15 protein-coding genes, 1 other RNA gene and 1 pseudogene are annotated in these 16601 nt (G+C 51.7%); 15 read left to right on the top strand and 2 right to left on the bottom strand.

Annotated elements, in window-relative coordinates; translation table 11 throughout:
- The first annotated feature begins 111 nt into the window (after nucleotides 1-111).
- The 10 genes and pseudogenes from glyQ (at nucleotide 112) to XI25_RS25790 (ending at nucleotide 10724) form a co-directional block, all read left to right on the top strand.
- Nucleotides 112-999, top strand: a complete 888-nt coding sequence (gene glyQ, locus XI25_RS25830) for a glycine--tRNA ligase subunit alpha (RefSeq protein ID WP_046680870.1) — start codon at nucleotides 112-114, stop codon at nucleotides 997-999.
- The gene (glyS, locus tag XI25_RS25825) at nucleotides 992-3067 is read left to right on the top strand and encodes a glycine--tRNA ligase subunit beta (protein WP_046680869.1); all 2076 of its coding nucleotides are present in this window, start codon (nucleotides 992-994) and stop codon (nucleotides 3065-3067) included. The genes glyQ and glyS overlap by 8 nt, the downstream gene beginning before the upstream one ends.
- A 232-nt stretch (nucleotides 3068-3299) precedes the next feature.
- Nucleotides 3300-3773: a YaiI/YqxD family protein gene (locus tag XI25_RS25820; protein WP_046680868.1), complete on the top strand. Its 474-nt coding sequence runs from the start codon at nucleotides 3300-3302 to the stop codon at nucleotides 3771-3773.
- A gap of 40 nt (nucleotides 3774-3813) precedes the next feature.
- Nucleotides 3814-5633: pseudogene (gene dnaG, locus XI25_RS25815) on the top strand (DNA primase).
- 41 nt (nucleotides 5634-5674) lie between these two features.
- On the top strand, nucleotides 5675-6805 hold the full coding sequence (gene rpoD, locus XI25_RS25810; RefSeq protein WP_046680867.1) for an RNA polymerase sigma factor RpoD: 1131 nt from the start codon (nucleotides 5675-5677) through the stop codon (nucleotides 6803-6805).
- 195 nt (nucleotides 6806-7000) lie between these two features.
- A complete protein-coding gene (locus tag XI25_RS25805; RefSeq protein ID WP_052759772.1) occupies nucleotides 7001-7813 on the top strand; it encodes a hypothetical protein in 813 nt (270 codons plus the stop codon).
- A 13-nt stretch (nucleotides 7814-7826) separates the two neighbouring features.
- Nucleotides 7827-8591: a tRNA (adenine(22)-N(1))-methyltransferase gene (locus tag XI25_RS25800; RefSeq protein ID WP_046680866.1), complete on the top strand. Its 765-nt coding sequence runs from the start codon at nucleotides 7827-7829 to the stop codon at nucleotides 8589-8591.
- Complete coding sequence (locus tag XI25_RS25795; protein WP_046680865.1) at nucleotides 8567-9682, top strand: Nif3-like dinuclear metal center hexameric protein; 1116 nt, start codon at nucleotides 8567-8569, stop codon at nucleotides 9680-9682. The genes XI25_RS25800 and XI25_RS25795 overlap by 25 nt, the downstream gene beginning before the upstream one ends.
- A 95-nt stretch (nucleotides 9683-9777) precedes the next feature.
- Nucleotides 9778-10180: RNase P RNA component class A (rnpB, locus tag XI25_RS31675), an RNA gene on the top strand.
- A 277-nt stretch (nucleotides 10181-10457) separates the two neighbouring features.
- Nucleotides 10458-10724 carry a hypothetical protein gene (locus XI25_RS25790; RefSeq protein ID WP_046680864.1) on the top strand — a complete coding sequence of 89 codons (267 nt, stop codon included), beginning with the start codon at nucleotides 10458-10460 and terminating at the stop codon, nucleotides 10722-10724.
- A gap of 175 nt (nucleotides 10725-10899) precedes the next feature.
- Here XI25_RS25790 and XI25_RS25785 read toward each other — a convergent pair whose 3' ends face one another.
- Complete coding sequence (locus tag XI25_RS25785; RefSeq protein ID WP_442950439.1) at nucleotides 10900-12318, bottom strand: S8 family peptidase; 1419 nt, start codon at nucleotides 12316-12318, stop codon at nucleotides 10900-10902.
- 19 nt (nucleotides 12319-12337) lie between these two features.
- On the bottom strand, nucleotides 12338-12685 hold the full coding sequence (locus XI25_RS37070) for a hypothetical protein (protein WP_442950438.1): 348 nt from the start codon (nucleotides 12683-12685) through the stop codon (nucleotides 12338-12340).
- A 445-nt stretch (nucleotides 12686-13130) separates the two neighbouring features.
- On the opposite strand from XI25_RS37070, the gene XI25_RS25780 reads away from it, so the two are divergent.
- From XI25_RS25780 to XI25_RS25760, 5 genes are all read left to right on the top strand, one after another.
- Nucleotides 13131-13637 (top strand): YpuI family protein, encoded by a 507-nt coding sequence (locus tag XI25_RS25780; protein WP_046680863.1) that lies wholly within the window; start codon nucleotides 13131-13133, stop codon nucleotides 13635-13637.
- A 141-nt stretch (nucleotides 13638-13778) separates the two neighbouring features.
- The gene (locus XI25_RS25775; RefSeq protein WP_046680862.1) at nucleotides 13779-14006 is read left to right on the top strand and encodes a DUF1540 domain-containing protein; all 228 of its coding nucleotides are present in this window, start codon (nucleotides 13779-13781) and stop codon (nucleotides 14004-14006) included.
- A gap of 39 nt (nucleotides 14007-14045) precedes the next feature.
- Entirely contained in the window at nucleotides 14046-14435 is a 390-nt protein-coding gene (locus XI25_RS25770; protein WP_046680861.1) for a hypothetical protein, read from the top strand.
- Between the two features lie 103 nt (nucleotides 14436-14538).
- Nucleotides 14539-15324 (top strand): lytic transglycosylase domain-containing protein, encoded by a 786-nt coding sequence (locus tag XI25_RS25765; RefSeq protein ID WP_235440422.1) that lies wholly within the window; start codon nucleotides 14539-14541, stop codon nucleotides 15322-15324.
- A gap of 116 nt (nucleotides 15325-15440) precedes the next feature.
- The gene (locus XI25_RS25760; RefSeq protein WP_046680860.1) at nucleotides 15441-16601 is read left to right on the top strand and encodes a cysteine desulfurase family protein; all 1161 of its coding nucleotides are present in this window, start codon (nucleotides 15441-15443) and stop codon (nucleotides 16599-16601) included.

Here is a 16601-nt window from a genome sequence, read left to right as displayed (position 1 = left end):
TGCTCTCGTCCCTATGTCTGTACAACAGGCGTAGGGCGAGAGCTTTTTGTTGTGCAGAGCGTGAAGGAAATGCGGAAAAAGCATGAAAATCGGTGTGAAGGAGCTAAAATCATGAATTTTCAACAGATGATTTTGACGCTGCAGCAGTTTTGGGCGGAACAGAATTGTATCATCGTACAGCCGTACGACACGGAAAAAGGAGCGGGTACGATGAACCCGATGACGTATCTGCGCTCCATCGGACCTGAGCCTTGGAACGTCGCTTATGTGGAGCCTTCCCGCCGTCCGGCTGACGGGCGTTACGGGGAGAACCCGAACCGGTTGTACCAGCATCACCAGTTTCAGGTTATCCTGAAGCCGTCGCCGGACAACATTCAGGAGCTGTATTTGGAAAGTTTGAAGCGTCTCGGCATCGATCCGCTTGACCATGACATCCGTTTTGTCGAAGACAACTGGGAAGCGCCTACGCTCGGCGCCTGGGGCCTTGGCTGGGAAGTATGGCTGGACGGGATGGAGATTACGCAGTTTACGTACTTCCAGCAGGTGGGAGGCATCGACGCCAACCCGGTGGCGGTTGAAATCACGTACGGCATGGAGCGGCTGGCTTCATACATCCAGGACAAGGAAAACGTGTTTGATCTGGAGTGGGTTGACGGCATAACTTACGGCGACGTCTTCCACCAGCCGGAATTCGAGCATTCCAAATATACGTTTGAAGTCTCGGACGTAAAAATGCTGTTCACTCTTTTTAACATGTATGAAGAGGAAGCCAACAAGGCCATGAGCCAGCATCTCGTTTTCCCGGCATACGATTATGTGCTGAAATGCTCCCATACGTTTAACCTGCTGGATGCCCGCGGGGCAATCAGCGTGACCGAGAGAACGGGTTATATTATGCGCGTCCGCAATTTGGCCCGCCAGGTTGCAGCTACGTATTTGGAGGAACGCGAGAAGCTTGGCTTCCCGTTGATCAAGAAAGGGGGCGCTGAACGTGGCTAAGGATCTGCTGTTTGAAATCGGATTGGAAGAAGTCCCTGCACGTTTCCTGCGTGCGGCTATGGAGCAGCTTGAAGATAAAACCGTGAAGTGGCTGGAAGCGTCGAGAGTTGCCTACGGAGAAGTACAATCCTATGCGACTCCGCGCCGCCTGGCCGTCATGGTTAAGGATGTTGCGGATAAACAAACCGACGTGAGCGAGGAAGTCAAGGGTCCTTCCCGAAAAATCGCGCAGGATGAAAACGGGAACTGGAGCAAAGCGGCACTGGGCTTTGCTCGCAGCCAAGGGGTAGATCCGGACAGCTTTACGTTTAAGGAACTTGGCGGCGTGGAATACATCTATGTCACGAAGAACAGTACGGGCGTCCAAACTTCGGAGATTCTGGCTGATGGACTGAACGGAATTTTGACGTCGATGACTTTCCCTAAAAACATGAGATGGGGCTCCCACGAGTTTAAATTCGTGCGCCCGATTAAATGGCTGGTGGCTTTGTTCGGTTCCGATGTGATTCCTATGGAAATAACAGGCGTCAAAACGGGCAATGTGACGAGAGGCCACCGGTTCCTTGGCGGCGAAGCCGTTATACCGGAAGCATCGGCTTACGCGGATGTTCTTAGAGGCCAGCACGTCATTGTGGACGTGAAAGAACGACAGGATATGATCGTATCCCAAATCCAAGCCTTAGCTGAGGAAAAAGGTTGGAACATTGCGGTGAAGGAGGATTTGCTGGAGGAAGTCCTGTTCCTGGTCGAAACGCCGACGGCACTTTACGGTTCCTTCGATCCGTCGTTCCTTAAAATCCCGCAAGATGTCCTTATTACGTCCATGCGCGAGCATCAGCGGTATTTCCCGGTCCTGGACAAACAGGGGCAGCTGCTTCCGTATTTCGTTACGGTTCGCAGCGGCGACAGCCGTTCGCTCGACGTCATTGCAAAAGGGAACGAAAAGGTGCTGCGCGCGCGTTTGTCCGACGCCAAATTTTTCTACGAAGAGGATCAGAAGCTTCAGATCAAGGAAGCTTTGTCGAAGCTTGAAAGCATCGTGTTCCACGAAGAGCTGGGAACGATCGGCGATAAAGTCCGCCGCATCCGCCGCATTGCCGACAGCTTGGCGGCGAAACTGGCCGTGCCTGCGGAAACGGCCGACTCGGTCAGCCGGGCGGCGGATATCTGCAAATTCGACCTGGTTACCCAGATGGTGTATGAATTCCCTGAGCTTCAGGGCGTGATGGGGGAAGACTACGCACGGAAGGCCGGAGAGAAAGAGAGCGTGGCCAAAGCGGTATTTGAGCATTACCAGCCCCGTTTTGCCGGGGATGCCGTTCCGGCAAGCCTTGAAGGCTCCATCGTAAGCATTGCGGATAAAATCGATACGATTGCGGGCTGCTTCTCCATCGGAATCATTCCGACGGGCTCCCAGGACCCTTATGCTCTCCGCCGTCAGGCTCAGGGGATCGTGCAGATCGTTCTGGAACATAAGTTTCCGGTTACCTTGTCCGACATCTTCGGAATCGCGCTTTCGATCCACGGGGAGATGCGTGCGCTGAAGCGTTCGGAAGACGAAATCCGAAAAGACCTTTTCGAGTTTTTCAGTCTCCGGGTGAAGAAACTTCTATCCGAGGAGCAGCGGTATGACGTGGTTGACGCTGTGATCTCGGCCGGATTTGATCATGTCGTCTCGGTTGTGTCCCGCGGTCATGCGCTGATGGGTGCCGTGAATGGCGATTTCGACTTTAAGGCGACGGTGGAATCGTTCAACCGGGTCAGCAACCTGGCTGCCAAAGCCGGTAAAGTTGCCGTTAATCCGGGATTATTTGCCGAAAGCCAGGAGAACAAGCTTCATGAAGCGTGGCTCGCCGTGCGCGAACCGTATCAAGAGGCCATGAAGGCCTCGAATGGGGAACGTGCCCTTGAGCTGCTAAGCAGCCTGAAGGAGCCGATTACCGGATTCTTTGATTCGGTTATGGTCATGGCCGAAGATGAAGCGGTTAAAGCCAACCGACTGGCCCTGCTGTCCGGCATTGACAGTGATCTTAAACGGTTTGCCGATTTTTCCAAGCTGGTGTGGTAGCGTTGATTCGGAAGCGTAAAGCACAACCGGTCTGCGGCCGGTTCAGATAAGCCTGATTCCCCAAGTGACGAAAGCGGGGCCCTGTGGTTTAGGGCGGCCGCTTTCGTTATTCCATGCCCTGTTGGTAAAAAGAGGGTTGATTAATCTTTAGGCAAATAAGAAGGATTTTAATCTGGTCAAGACGTATATAATAGATGTAGCCATACTATGAAAAAGAAAACCGGTGGTGCCTATGACGTTATCGCGCATGGTTCACATTGTGGTTGACGGGGACGCTTGTCCCGTCAAGAAAGAAATCGCCGAAACGGCCAGGGCATTCAAGGTTCCGGTCCTGCTGGTCTCCTCCTTTGACCACCTCCTTCGGGAAGAGCAGGGAGTTCGCACGATTCAGGTGGACCGCAGCGACCAGAGTGCCGACTTGTATATTGCCAATCACATCGTGCGCGGGGATGTTGTCGTTACCCAGGATTACGGATTAGCGGCATTGGCGCTTTCGAAAGCGTGCCATGTTATTTCTTTTCGCGGACGTTTTTTCAATGACCAGGATATCGATTTTTTGCTGGATACGAGACACAGGAAGGCCAAAGCCAGAAAAGCCGGCCACTATGGCAAAGGCCCACGCAAGATGACGGATGAGGACAGAAGAATTTTTCAACATAAACTGACAAAACTTTTGCGGCAATTGCAGGAGAATGTTTCTTTGTAGCGAATACTATTTACGTGTTAAAGAGATGAAGGTGGTTTGGATGAGTACCGGACAAGGCAGTATACCGGATGATGTCATCGAAGCTGTGCTGGCTAAGAGCGATATTGTCGATACCGTCAGCAAGTACGTGCATCTTACGAAACAGGGGAAGTACATGAAGGGCTTGTGCCCGTTTCACTCGGAGAAGACCCCTTCCTTTACGGTTACACCGGAGCGCCAAATCTTTTACTGCTATGGCTGCGGCAAGGGCGGTAATGCCATTAAATTCAGAATGGAAATCGAGGGGTTTTCCTTTCCCGAAGCCGTCAAGGTTATGGCAGAAGAGAATGACATCGCATTGCCGGAAGGTCAGGGCGTTTCCGTTATTCCCCGAAATCCGGAGAAAGAAATTTTATACGAAGCCTATGAGCTTAGCGCCAAGCTGTATCATTTCCTGCTGAAAAATACGGAGCATGGACGGGAAGCCATGACCTATCTGCGTTCACGCGGATTCACCGACAAGATCATTGATCAGTTTCAGATCGGCTACGCCCCGGACCGGTGGGATACGTTGGTTCAATTTTTGGGGAAACGCTCGTTTGATCTGAAGGAAATGGAGAAAGGCGGACTTTTGTCCGCGAGAAACGACGGAGAAGGCTACCTGGATAAATTCAGGGCAAGGGTGATGTTCCCGATCCATGACAGGAACGGCAGGGTCATTGCTTTTGCAGGCCGGATACTCGGAGAAGGTCAGCCCAAATACCTGAATTCTCCCGAAAGTTTACTGTTTAACAAGAGCCGCACCTTGTATAACCTGCACCAGGCCAAGACGTCCATACGCAAATTGCGTAAAATCGTATTATGCGAAGGCTACGGCGACGTTATCTCTTCCTGGGAAGCAGGTTTTCATAATGTTGTGGCCACGATGGGCACTTCGCTCACCGAAAACCAGACCTCTCTCATGAAATCCATGGCCGAGGAAGTCATCGTCACGTATGACAGCGACAAAGCCGGATTGGCCGCTGCCATGAAAGTCATTCCGCTGCTTGAAGGCGCCGGTCTTCGGGTACGGATAGCGATCATGGGGGACGGCATGGACCCCGACGATTATTACCGGAAATACGGGGCAGAGCGCTACCGGCATGTGGTGGAATCCGCCGTTTCAACCACGAAATTTAAGCTTATATATCTGAAAAAAAAACCATATACTGCTAGAAGAACAGGGCAAGATTGCTTATATGAAGGAAGCACTTCCGATCATTGCCGCCCTGAATTCCTCGACGGAACGCGAAGTTTACTTGAGGGACTTATCTTCGGAACTGAACCTTTCTTATGAAAGCCTGAAGCAGGATTGCAACCTGCTGCGGCAGTCGATGCAAAAAAAGGGCAACGGCGGGGATAATAAGGGAAAAAGGTGGAATAATGGTAGGCATAAAAAAGGGCAGGTTTCCGCTCCGGCCTTGCTCCCTGCTTATCATGCCGCAGAGCGGAGGCTGCTGTCTCTGATGCTGCAGGACGCGGAGGCTGCCAGGTATGTCGGCGACAATCTTGGAGAAGCGTTTAATATCGAAGATCATGCGGCAATAGCCGCTTATCTATATGCTTATTACGCACAGGGCAAGCCGGCGGATATCAGCCGTTTTATGTCGTCGCTTCACGACGACCGGCTTGAGAAAACGGTGGGTTCCATATCCATGATGGATAATCCAACGGACTGGAATGTTCAGGTACTTGATGATTGCATACGTGAAGTGCTGAAATATCCGCAGCAAAAGAGAATCGAACAAAAAAAAAGAAGAAATGATGAAGGCGGAGCGCTCCGGTGATTTTTTGCGAGCCGCGCAAATAGCAAGTGAGATTATTGCCCTAGAGAGACAGTGACGGCCATGCTTGAATGTTTCTAGGGAGGAGGGAGTCGAAAGATGGCGAATGATCAGCATACTGAACTAGAAACGGAGTTTACACTGGATCAAGTCAAAGACCAATTGATTGAACAGGGTAAAAAAAGATCCGTATTGAGCTACAAGGATATTATGGAGAAATTGTCTCCTTTCGATCAGGATCCCGAGCAGATGGAGGAGTTTTACGAGCAGCTTGGCGATTTGGGAATCGAGGTCGTGAACGAAAACGACGAGGATAACAGCCTCCGGCAAACCGATGACCACGATGACAATCATAACGATGACTTCGGATTTGACGACGATCTTTCCCTTCCTCCGGGTATCAAGATCAATGACCCGGTGCGTATGTACCTCAAAGAGATCGGGCGGGTGCCGCTGCTGTCCGCGGATGACGAAGTGGAACTGGCGAAGCGGATCGGTCAAGGGGATGAAGAAGCCAAGCGGCGTCTGGCCGAAGCGAACCTGCGACTGGTGGTAAGTATCGCCAAGCGTTATGTCGGACGGGGAATGCTGTTCCTGGACTTGATTCAAGAAGGCAACATGGGGCTGATCAAAGCGGTTGAGAAGTTCGACCATGAAAAAGGCTTCAAGTTTAGCACATACGCCACATGGTGGATTCGGCAGGCCATCACGCGTGCCATAGCGGACCAGGCACGTACCATCCGGATACCGGTTCATATGGTGGAGACGATCAACAAGCTGATCCGGGTATCCAGACAGCTGCTTCAAGAGCTTGGTCGCGAGCCTTCTCCCGAAGAAATTGCGGCTGAAATGGAATTGAGCGTGGAGAAGGTCCGGGAGATCATGAAAATTGCACAGGAACCCGTTTCTCTCGAAACGCCGATCGGTGAAGAAGATGACTCCCACCTTGGAGACTTTATTGAAGACCAGGAAGCACTGGCCCCTGCCGACGCTGCAGCTTACGAGCTGCTGAAAGAGCAGCTTGAAGATGTCCTGGATACCCTTACCGAACGCGAAGAGAATGTGCTGCGCCTTCGATTCGGTCTGGATGATGGGCGGACGAGAACGCTGGAGGAAGTCGGCAAGGTATTTGGCGTTACACGGGAACGGATTCGCCAAATCGAAGCCAAGGCGCTCCGCAAGCTCCGCCATCCGAGCCGCAGCAAGCGGCTGAAGGATTTTCTCGAATAGAGCTTGTCATGGGACCTTCTGCAGTGTACCGCAGCAAGGTTCCTTTTTTTTAATATAGAAAAGCATAATTTTTCAGAACGTAAACGTCTTTTATAGGGAAGACGGAGTCGTTCGATTTGCTGGGCATCAGATGGGTGATCTTTGGTATGACGGTACAGGAATGCCCTCCCAAATTTGAAAAGAAGGTGCAGACCGTTGGAACAGGCAAAGAAAGAAATCATATTGGACGAGATTGAGCATTGGCGTCGGGGTCGGCTGCTTCCGGAACAATACTGTGATTTTTTGGAAAACCTGTATAATGATCAGCATGATTCCCGGGCGAAAAACCGGTCTTTGCTTACGAAAATCCACCAGGGAAGCTTAAAAACTTGGTTTCTTGGTTTTGGATTTATTTCCTTCATTTGTTTTATTGGTCTTTATTTTAGCTCTTTTCACGGGTCATTGCAAATCACTTCCGTCCTTGCAGGGACGGCGTTATGTTACATGCTTGCGCGGCATTTCCGGAAGAGGGGTTATGCCGCGTGGGGGCATTTGTGCGCAGCAGCCGGCAGTCTGCTTATGCTGGCGATGGGGGCTTTAATCATCAAGCTTCAGGGGGCCGATGAACAGCAGTGGGTGCCCGTGCTTATCGCCATTTGCAGTTTGACCTGGTGTCTGGTAGGGTATGGGTTGAGCATGAACCTGCTTCATTACTGCGGCTTGCTTGGATGGGCCGTGCTCTATGGAAAGGTATCTGTTTTTTATAGGCCGGATGTATCCTGGATATGGATTGAGCTGCTGTGGGTTCCGCTCAGCGTCATTTTGATCTGGTTATGCTGGCTGCTGCATTACCGAATGAAGCGGCTTGCGCAAGTTTATTTTGCGGCAGGCCTGACCTTATGGTTTATGCCTCAGGTTGATCGGATCTTTCTTCGGGGAGAACCGCCGCGGGAGCTGCTGGTGTGGATTTTTGGTCAAGCTGGCGGTCGCGGCCGTATTCCTGTTTTTGTTACGAAAAAAAATGGATAACGTGGGTGTCATCATGAAACTATCGAATCGTTTGCAACTGTTGTTAACTCAAATACCAGCCGGCAGCCGGCTTGCCGATATCGGTTCCGATCACGCTCTTCTCCCTACCGCGGCCATCGAAAGCGGGAAATGCGTTTTTGCCGTGGCGGGTGAAGTGAACCCGGGACCGTATCAGGCGGCGGAGAAGCAGGTTCGCGAAGCCGGATTGACAGACCGGATTTCGGTCCGCCGCGGGGACGGTTTGGAAGTGATCGGTCCTGGCGAGGCGGATGTGATTACGATTGCGGGTATGGGCGGAGGTTTGATCGCTTCCATCCTGGATCGGGGAAAGGATAAACTCCATGGCGTAAGTCGGCTGGTGCTTCAGCCCAACGTAGGGGAGGATACGCTCCGGCAGTGGCTGCTTCGTCACGACTGGGTGCTGATCGACGAGCACATTCTGGAGGAAGACGGCAAAATCTATGAAGTTCTGATCGCCGTACCGGAAGGACAAACAGAGGCCCCGGCAACCAATGAGATATTATACCAGGATTACATGCTAGACGGGGGCATTGTCCTGTCCGCCAAGTGGCTGCTTCGGTTCGGCCCATGTTTGATCAAGCGGCCGACATCCGTGTTCCATGATAAATGGAGATCCGAGTTGGACAAGATGGGGACGATTCTCCGTTCCTTGGCCAAGTCGGAGCTTGCGTCCTCGGAAGAGAAGGCGGAAGAAATCAAAAACGAAATGAAGTTTATCGAGGAGGTGCTTGCATGTTTGCCAAAGGTCAAACCGTAATTCAATACATGGAGCAATTGGCGCCGAAATATGTCGCTTATCCCGATGACCGGATCGGCTTACAGCTGGGAACGCTGCAGAAGGAAATCCGCAAGGTGCTGGTTGCCCTCGACGTCAACGAAGAAGTCGTGGATGAGGCGATTGAGCTGGGTGCCGACTTAATCATCGCTCACCATGCCATCATATTCCGGCCGTTGAAACAGCTGCAGACCGACAGTCCTATGGGCAAGCTGTATGAGAAGCTGATCAAAAACGATATCGCCGTATACATCAGTCATACCAATCTGGACGTGACCGAGGGCGGGATGAACGACTGGATGGCTGAAGCGCTCGGAATGGAGAATACCCTTCCGATAGATGACGTTCACACCGAGCAGCTGTCCAAGCTGGTTGTTTTTGTTCCCAAGAGCCATCACCAGGAGGTACTCGATGCCGTCCTGAATGCCGGGGCAGGCTGGATCGGGAATTACAGCCACTGCAGTTTTAATATCGAAGGTTTCGGCACCTTCGTGCCAAGGGAAGGCACCGATCCGTACATCGGCAAGCAAGGTATGATGGAACGGGTGAACGAAGTGCGGATTGAAACCATCGTGCCCCAGGGGATCCGGAACAAGGTCATTCAGGCCATGCTGAAGGCCCACCCGTACGAGGAGGTGGCCTACGACCTTTATTCCATGGATCTGAAAGGCCGGTCGTTTGGCCTGGGCCGCGTCGGCAAGCTCAAGGAGCCGGTTACGCTCGCCGAACTGGTTGATATCGTTAAAGAGAAATTTGAGGTGCCGCATGTAAGGGTCGTAGGCGATCCCGACCGGATCATCAAAAAGGCTGCCGTTATTGGCGGCTCTGGCGGAAAATTTATGAATGGCGCCATCTTTAAGGGGGCGGATGTACTCGTCACCGGAGACGTGGACTATCATACCGCCCAGGATGCGCTCGCCGCGGGTCTGGCCATGATCGATCCCGGCCACAATGCCGAAAAGATCATGAAAACCAAGGTAGCCGAATGGATGGAGAAGAAGCTGCAGGAAAACAAGTACGACACCGAGGTCATTTCATCGGCCGTTAATACGGAACCGTTCCGTTTTATGTAAGCCTGTTTCCGGTCCTGGAACTTTTCTCTTGGTCTGCTAACGATTGAGGGTTGTGCCGAGACCCAATACCTTGTATACTATCAAGTGTTGTCCGGAAAGTTCGACAGACAATCGCTGGCGGTGAGAACCGCGAGAGGAAAGTCCGGGCTCCATAGGGCAGGGTGCTGGATAACGTCCAGTCAGCGCGAGCTGAAGGATAGTGCCACAGAAATGGACCGCCGATGGCTGCGAACGTGGCACAGGCAAGGATGGAACCGAGGTGTAAGAGACCCCGAGGAACGCTGGTGACTTCGTTCCTGGTAAACCCCACCTGGAGCAAGACCTAATGGAACGCAGCTTCCTTCGAGGAGGCAGCCTTTGCCCGAGGCGCGTTCGGGTTGGTCGCTGGAGCCGTTCAGTAATGGACGGCCTAGATAGATGATTGTCGCTTATGGTGGCAGGGTAGTTCCCGCTATGACCACGAAGAGCACAGAACCCGGCTTATGGTGAACTTTCCAAACTGCAACGGCTAATGATTCAAGAATAATTAAATGAACGCATCATAAAACGTGTATCATCCTTGATCCTGTTCTTCGGGAAGCAAGGATGATACACGTTTTTTTGCTTTTTTTTCGGAGTAGGCGGACATGGTGGAGCGACAGCCGTCTTAAAACGAGTTTTGACTCGGGCAAGGGTTCAATTTGGGTAATGTATTCGCCTGTAACAGACAAACGTCCATACCATTTTGCCGTCGATATAATAAGCTGTTATCATCAACGGAAAGGAGTGGCTTGCAATGTCTTGCGATAAAAGTTCCCCAAGTGTTTGTCCGCCGGTTTCACCGATCGTATGCGAACCCATTGTTATTGTCAGAGATCATTACGTTCCGCAAATTGTCCCTGTCATCCATCCGATTCAAGTTGTAGACAAGGTGCACTGCGTACCGGTCGAGCAGCATATTTATACCTATTCCGGACGTGAAGAAGCGGGCAATGCAACGGTTTCAGCCAAATCGCAGAAAAAACGTTCCGCGCATGTTTCCCGTGCCCGGCATAAAAAGTAATACTTTTGGAGTGAAAGACAAAAGGCAGCTTTCGTCCTGACGGACCGTAAGCTGCCTGCTCTTATGTCATTCGGATTGGTTATCCCCATCGTTTAATCGTTTGAGCTCCTCCTGCATGCGCTGAAGCACATGCTGGGGCCACATTTGAAGAGGCACCTCCTCGTTTCCCGCAGCCTTAAGCGAACGAAAAAACGTCGATGCGGCCATTCCCGTAATACTTGTCCTTTCCCTTCTCGCCAAGATCCACAGCCTGGGAAATCATTAAGTCCATCACTTCGCGGTTGGTTAAATCCGGGTTCAGCGAGCGGATCAAACCTGCCATGGCCGCGACATGAGGGCTAGCCATGGAGGTGCCGGAAAGGGCTGCGTACTGGTTTCCCGGAAACGTACTGGCAATGTTCGTTCCGGGGGCGGTAACATCGATGTAATCTCCGTAATTGGAGTATTCAGCCCGGCTCATGTCCTGATTGGTGGCTCCGACGGCCAATACTTCGGGATAAGCGGCAGGATACCCCGGACGCTCCGTATTATCGTTTCCGGACGCTGCAACGAGCAGAACGTCACGGTCATAAGCATACTTGACGGCATCGTGAAGAAACTGGGAATCGGCATAATTCCCAAGGCTCATATTAATTACTTTGGCTCCTCGATCCGTGGCCCAGATAATCCCTTCAGCTACGGCGTAGGTTGTCCCGGAGCCGCTTGCGTCCAGCGCCTTGACCGGCATGATTTTGTTGTACCAGCTCATTCCCGCCACACCTTCGCCGTTGTTCACAAGGGCTCCGATAATGCCGGCGACATGCGTCCCGTGGCCAACATCGTCCGAAGGATCGCTATCGGGATTGACGACATTGTAACCGGGTACTAGCTGTCCTTCCAAATCGGTATGTCTCAGGTCAACGCCGGTGTCAACCACGGCAATAACGACTTCCTCGCTGCCTTTGGATAAATTCCAGCCGCGGTTCGTTTCAATGGCCGGCAAATTCCATTGGTATCGCGAGAAGAGGAGATCATTGGGAATATTGGCTTTCTCCGCAACGGATTCATCGTTTCCTCCATCATTTTCAAGGGTTCCCAAACCAAATCCGTTGGTCAAGTACATATAATGCGGCTCGGCGTATACCGGGCTCCATTTTTGGGTGAAGTAAGCATGAAGCCGTTTGAAATCCATTTGGTCCGAGCGGAAAATATAAGCATATCCGAGCTTGCGGGGAGCCTGGGCAGAAATTTCCCTTGATATTTGAACCAATTCCTGCCGCGTCGGCTGCCGTTGAAACCGGATTACAATTTCGTTTTCGTAAAAATGGCTTGCCTTTTCGTTGTCATGGCCGGTTCTTACCGTTAAATCCCGAAGCGTGTCGCTGTGCACGGATTCAACTTTAAACTTTCCTTCTTTCGGATACGGTATCAGCCGCAGATTCTTTTTCTGGTGATTTTTCACCTGCGCCAGCACTTTTTGGTTAACCAGGGCGGCTGCGCCATACTTTCCGTCAGGGGAGAGCTCGGCGATGATAAAGCAAGGATTTCCGTCAGCCGAAAATTGGGGAGAGGCATAGGATTTTCCCCGTTTCAGCTCAAACTCGGCCCTCCGCACATATTGGGCAATGAGCTGTTTATCTTTTTTTATGCCATTCCTGGGGGCTGGCGTTCAGTTCCGTTTTTCGCTTTGAGGCCAGATCAAACCAGATGATCTTCTCGAAGTGGTTATGGGAACGCTGATGTCTTCGAACATATTCCTTTACGCGCTGCGGCGTTCGCAGCTTGTCGTCATTCAGCATGGCTTGAAGATGCTGTTTGGCATCCATCCGGCTCAGGTTGTCGGTGGCGTTCAGGTCGCCGTCCAGAGCCGCAAGCTTAACGGTTTTCTCTTGTCTAGGGGGGAGGGGATTGGGGCTGGTTCTTGCAGCCTGCTTCTGACGGTTGGGGTCGGGAATCATCAGTAAAAACGACGACCAAACCAAGAATGAAGGCCGTGCCCAGGATCGTCCACAAACGGCGTGAGTTCATTATTCATTCTCCTTACAAATGGTCTTTAAACGAAAGCCGGAACCGATGTCGAATTACCTTTAGCGGGTCTTCTCGGCGCTGAAAACCCGACTTTTTTGGAAACGCGTACTCATAGCGTTGGGAGAGCCGCAGTTTTTTATGCGTCGTTTTGGCAAGGAGGGATTATAAAACTTTTGAGTAGGGCAAACAGCCCTTTCACAGCCCTTTCAAGCAGGGCAAGTCTTCTTCCGGAACAGGGAAACGCCGCCTTCCATTGTCTCTCTCCGGACTCTAAAAAAATCCTTGTAAGTGCATTCATAAGGGATTTCGAAAAGAGGTCATTTGTGATAGGATAGTACATAATATTGGCCGAGGAATTACTCTTGGAAGGCCAGTAACGTTTAAGGGGGAGCAACCGTAATGCCAGCTGACAATCTTCAGAATCTGTGTGCGGAGACAAGGGATAAACTGAAATCCGCGATCGCCATCCTGGAAACTTTTCTTAACGAACATGCCCTGCCTCAACTTACCGCAGAACAGGATGAAGAGACCGTTCATTTTTACAAAGGATTCCTTTCGGATCTCCGGCACCTGCTTGCTTTTTCCGAGGTTTCCTACGAGAAGCTGGGCATCGTCCAGCGGCGTCCCAATTTCGATGCCGATTTTGCGGAAAAAGCATTGTACAATGTGTATCACCGCTGCGTAAACAGTTTCTTTTACCCTAAGAATGAAAGCTATTCCGAGGACGGACGCTACGCCTACACGGGGCAGGATGCTATCCGCTTCCGCAAAAAGCCGGTACGCCCGGCAAGAGACGTCATTCTGAACATTACAAAAATTTACGAAGAGCTTCGTGACGACCTTGCTTACTATGAAAGTGATTATTTAACGGAACGCCGCATGCAGGCGGAAAGAAAACACGCATAAAGCCGATAAACTGAATATCGTTACGATACGAAGAGATGCCGGCGGCATCTCTTTTTTTTTCAGCGTTTAACACCAAATGACAGCAAGAAACGTGAATACACCCGCTCGGGTAAGGAGAAAATGTGTACGAGGTGATTCCAAATGGCCAACGAAGCCAAACCATACGTTAAATGCAGCGTAAGCAACTGTCACTACTGGGGAGAACAAAATGTATGCCGCGCCGATATGATTATGATTGAAATCGACCGTCACTCGAACATTCACCTTGGCGATGAATTTGCCGACGAAGGTTTTGTCAAGAACCATCGCGATTCCGCAAAGACATCCTCTGCAACTTGTTGTCTAACATTCAAGCCGAAAGAAGCGTAATACTTTCGTATCTGTTTTCATCACAGAGGAGGTGGCAGCATGAATAAGGACAAACACCGCAGCAAGAACAAGTTCAAAGTGGTGGATACGAAACGCAGCCGCGTGGACTACCCAAGAAAAGATCAGCAGGAGGAGTTCGCTGCGGAGATTACTCCCTCCGTTCCGGTTACGGCGCCAGTCCGGGATAAAGGAAACGATAGGAAGCGGGATGAAAGCGCCGAAGGCTCAACCGGACGCGTGGCAGGATATGTGGGACTGATACTGGGTATTGCGGCATTATTCATGTGGTCCGTAATCTTGGGACCCATAGCAGCCGTGACGGGCTATTATGCTTATACCCAAGGCAGCCGTACTCTGGGCGCCTGGTCAATCGGCTTGGGGATTCTGGCCACAATCAGTTATTTTGTGCTGATTCCTTTTGCCAGATAGAGGGTTTAAAGAATATGCAGTTCAACAGGCGATTCACCGCATGGGTGGGTCGCCTGTTTTTTTTGTCGAAAGGGTATAGCCGATTGTCCGGAAAGGATGTAAAATGGAAATTGAAACCTTAAAGGAAGATGTGATGAATGACATGCAAATCGATCCGGCAGCGGCGAGAAGTACGGTGGAACCGCAGCGCCCGATTACCGGCAGTCCGGCGGGTCTGAGGGATAGTTCGGAAGCGCAGGGAAGTGGCAGCGACTTCGGCAGCGTTTTAAGCAACTTCATGAACGGCGGAGCTCCCGTGTCAGAAGGAACCACGGTGAGGCTTGCACCGGGCGTGACCTGGGAAGACGGCTTGCTATGGCAGCAGCTTGGGGCAGTCGATGACAGCGAAGGCGGCTCCGCCGTAACTTTTCGGACGGAATCGTTGGCTCCAGGGGAGCCGGCTCAAACCGCTCGCCAAACGACTGATTCGATAAATACATCATTTGAGGATTTAATTGCGTCAGCCGGGGAAAAATACGGAGTACCGGCAGCTTTGATTAAAGCGGTCATCGACACGGAGTCATCCTTTAATCCTTATGCCGTTTCTTCGGCCGGAGCCAAGGGACTGATGCAGCTGATGGACGGAACGGCCCGGGGGCTCGGCGTTGCCGATTCATTTGATCCCGTGCAAAATATAGAGGGCGGAACGAAGTACTTATCGTATCAGCTTAAGAAATTCGGCGGAGAGGTCGCTATGGCCCTTGCCGCCTATAATGCCGGCCCATCCCGCGTTTTACGGCTGGGCGTAACCAGCGATGCCGAACTGCTTGCCAAGGCGGACATGCTTCCGGCCGAGACGCAGTCCTATATACGCAAAGTCTTGACTGCACGTTCTAAATATGAAGTTTAACCTTTAAAAAAATAAACGCCATGAAAGGTCAAACGGGGAGTTTGCGGCAGGCTGAGGCCTCTGGACAAAAGATCCGTTTGATCTTTTTGCGTTGAACGAGAGGAGACGTGTTAGAAATGCTGTATTTCGATCATGCAGCTACAACCCCGCCTTACAGGGAAGTCGTGGAAACCATGGCTGAAATCATGAACAAGCATTACGGAAATCCCTCGGCCCTTCACCGGGCAGGGGAGGATGCCGCCAAACTGCTGAAAAAGGCTAGGGAAGTGTGTGCCGAGGCCCTGTCCGTATCACCGTCGGAAATTGTGTTTACCTCAGGGGCAACGGAAGGAAACAACATGGCCATCAAGGGAGCGGCACTGCAGTACAGATCACGCGGACGGCATCTTATTACGACCGGGACGGAGCATCCGTCCGTGTATGAAAACTTCAAACAGCTGGAAGGCTTCGGGTGGGAGGTAACCTATGTCCCTGTTGACGGCAATGGCGTCGTCGATCCGGCCGTTCTGGCCCGGGAGGTCAGAAAGGATACGGTTCTGGTCAGCGTCATGCACGTGAACAATGAAACCGGAGCCGTTCAGCCGGTTCGGGAAATTGGTCGATACATCAAAGAGAAAAACGTCAGAACATTATTTCATATTGACGGCGTCCAGGGTTTCGGAAAACTGCCGGTTGACTTGAAATCCTGGAAGGCTGATTTATATACGCTGTCGGCGCATAAATTCAAAGGACCCAAGGGCGCCGGGATTATGTATGTCAAACAAGGCGTTGACCTGTTCCCGCTGTTGGCCGGGGGGACCCAGGAAAGCGGCCATCGGGCCGGTACGGAGAATGTGGCCGCCGCAGCGGCTGTGGCAAAAGCGATGAGACTCGCGAGCGAGCGGCAGAAGGCCTTTTATGATAAAATAAGCAAGCTGCGCGCCATGCTCCTGGAGCAGATTCGCAGAATGCCGGAGTTTCTGCTGAACAGCAGCGAGTCGGGAGCTCCTCATATCATTCATTTTTCGTATCCGGGATTGAAGCCTGAGGTGCTTGTCCATGCTTTGGAAGAACTTGGTTTTTTGGTATCGACCAAGTCAGCCTGTTCTTCAAAGACAAGCGAGCCAAGCCGCGTGCTGACCTTTATGGGCAAGGAGAAGGGGATTTCCTCGAGCGGAATCCGCATCAGCTTGGGCTGGGAGCATACCGAAGAGGATGTTGCCCGACTTTGCGACGCGCTTCAACAGGCAGCCCTCAGTCTTCGTCCCTTAACTGCCAAGAGGGGGGAGACCACTTGA

The organism is Paenibacillus sp. DMB20, assembly GCF_000987955.1.
Taxonomy (GTDB): Bacteria; Bacillota; Bacilli; order Paenibacillales; family Paenibacillaceae; genus Paenibacillus_AQ.
This window is presented reverse-complemented; position numbering and strand designations above follow the sequence as displayed.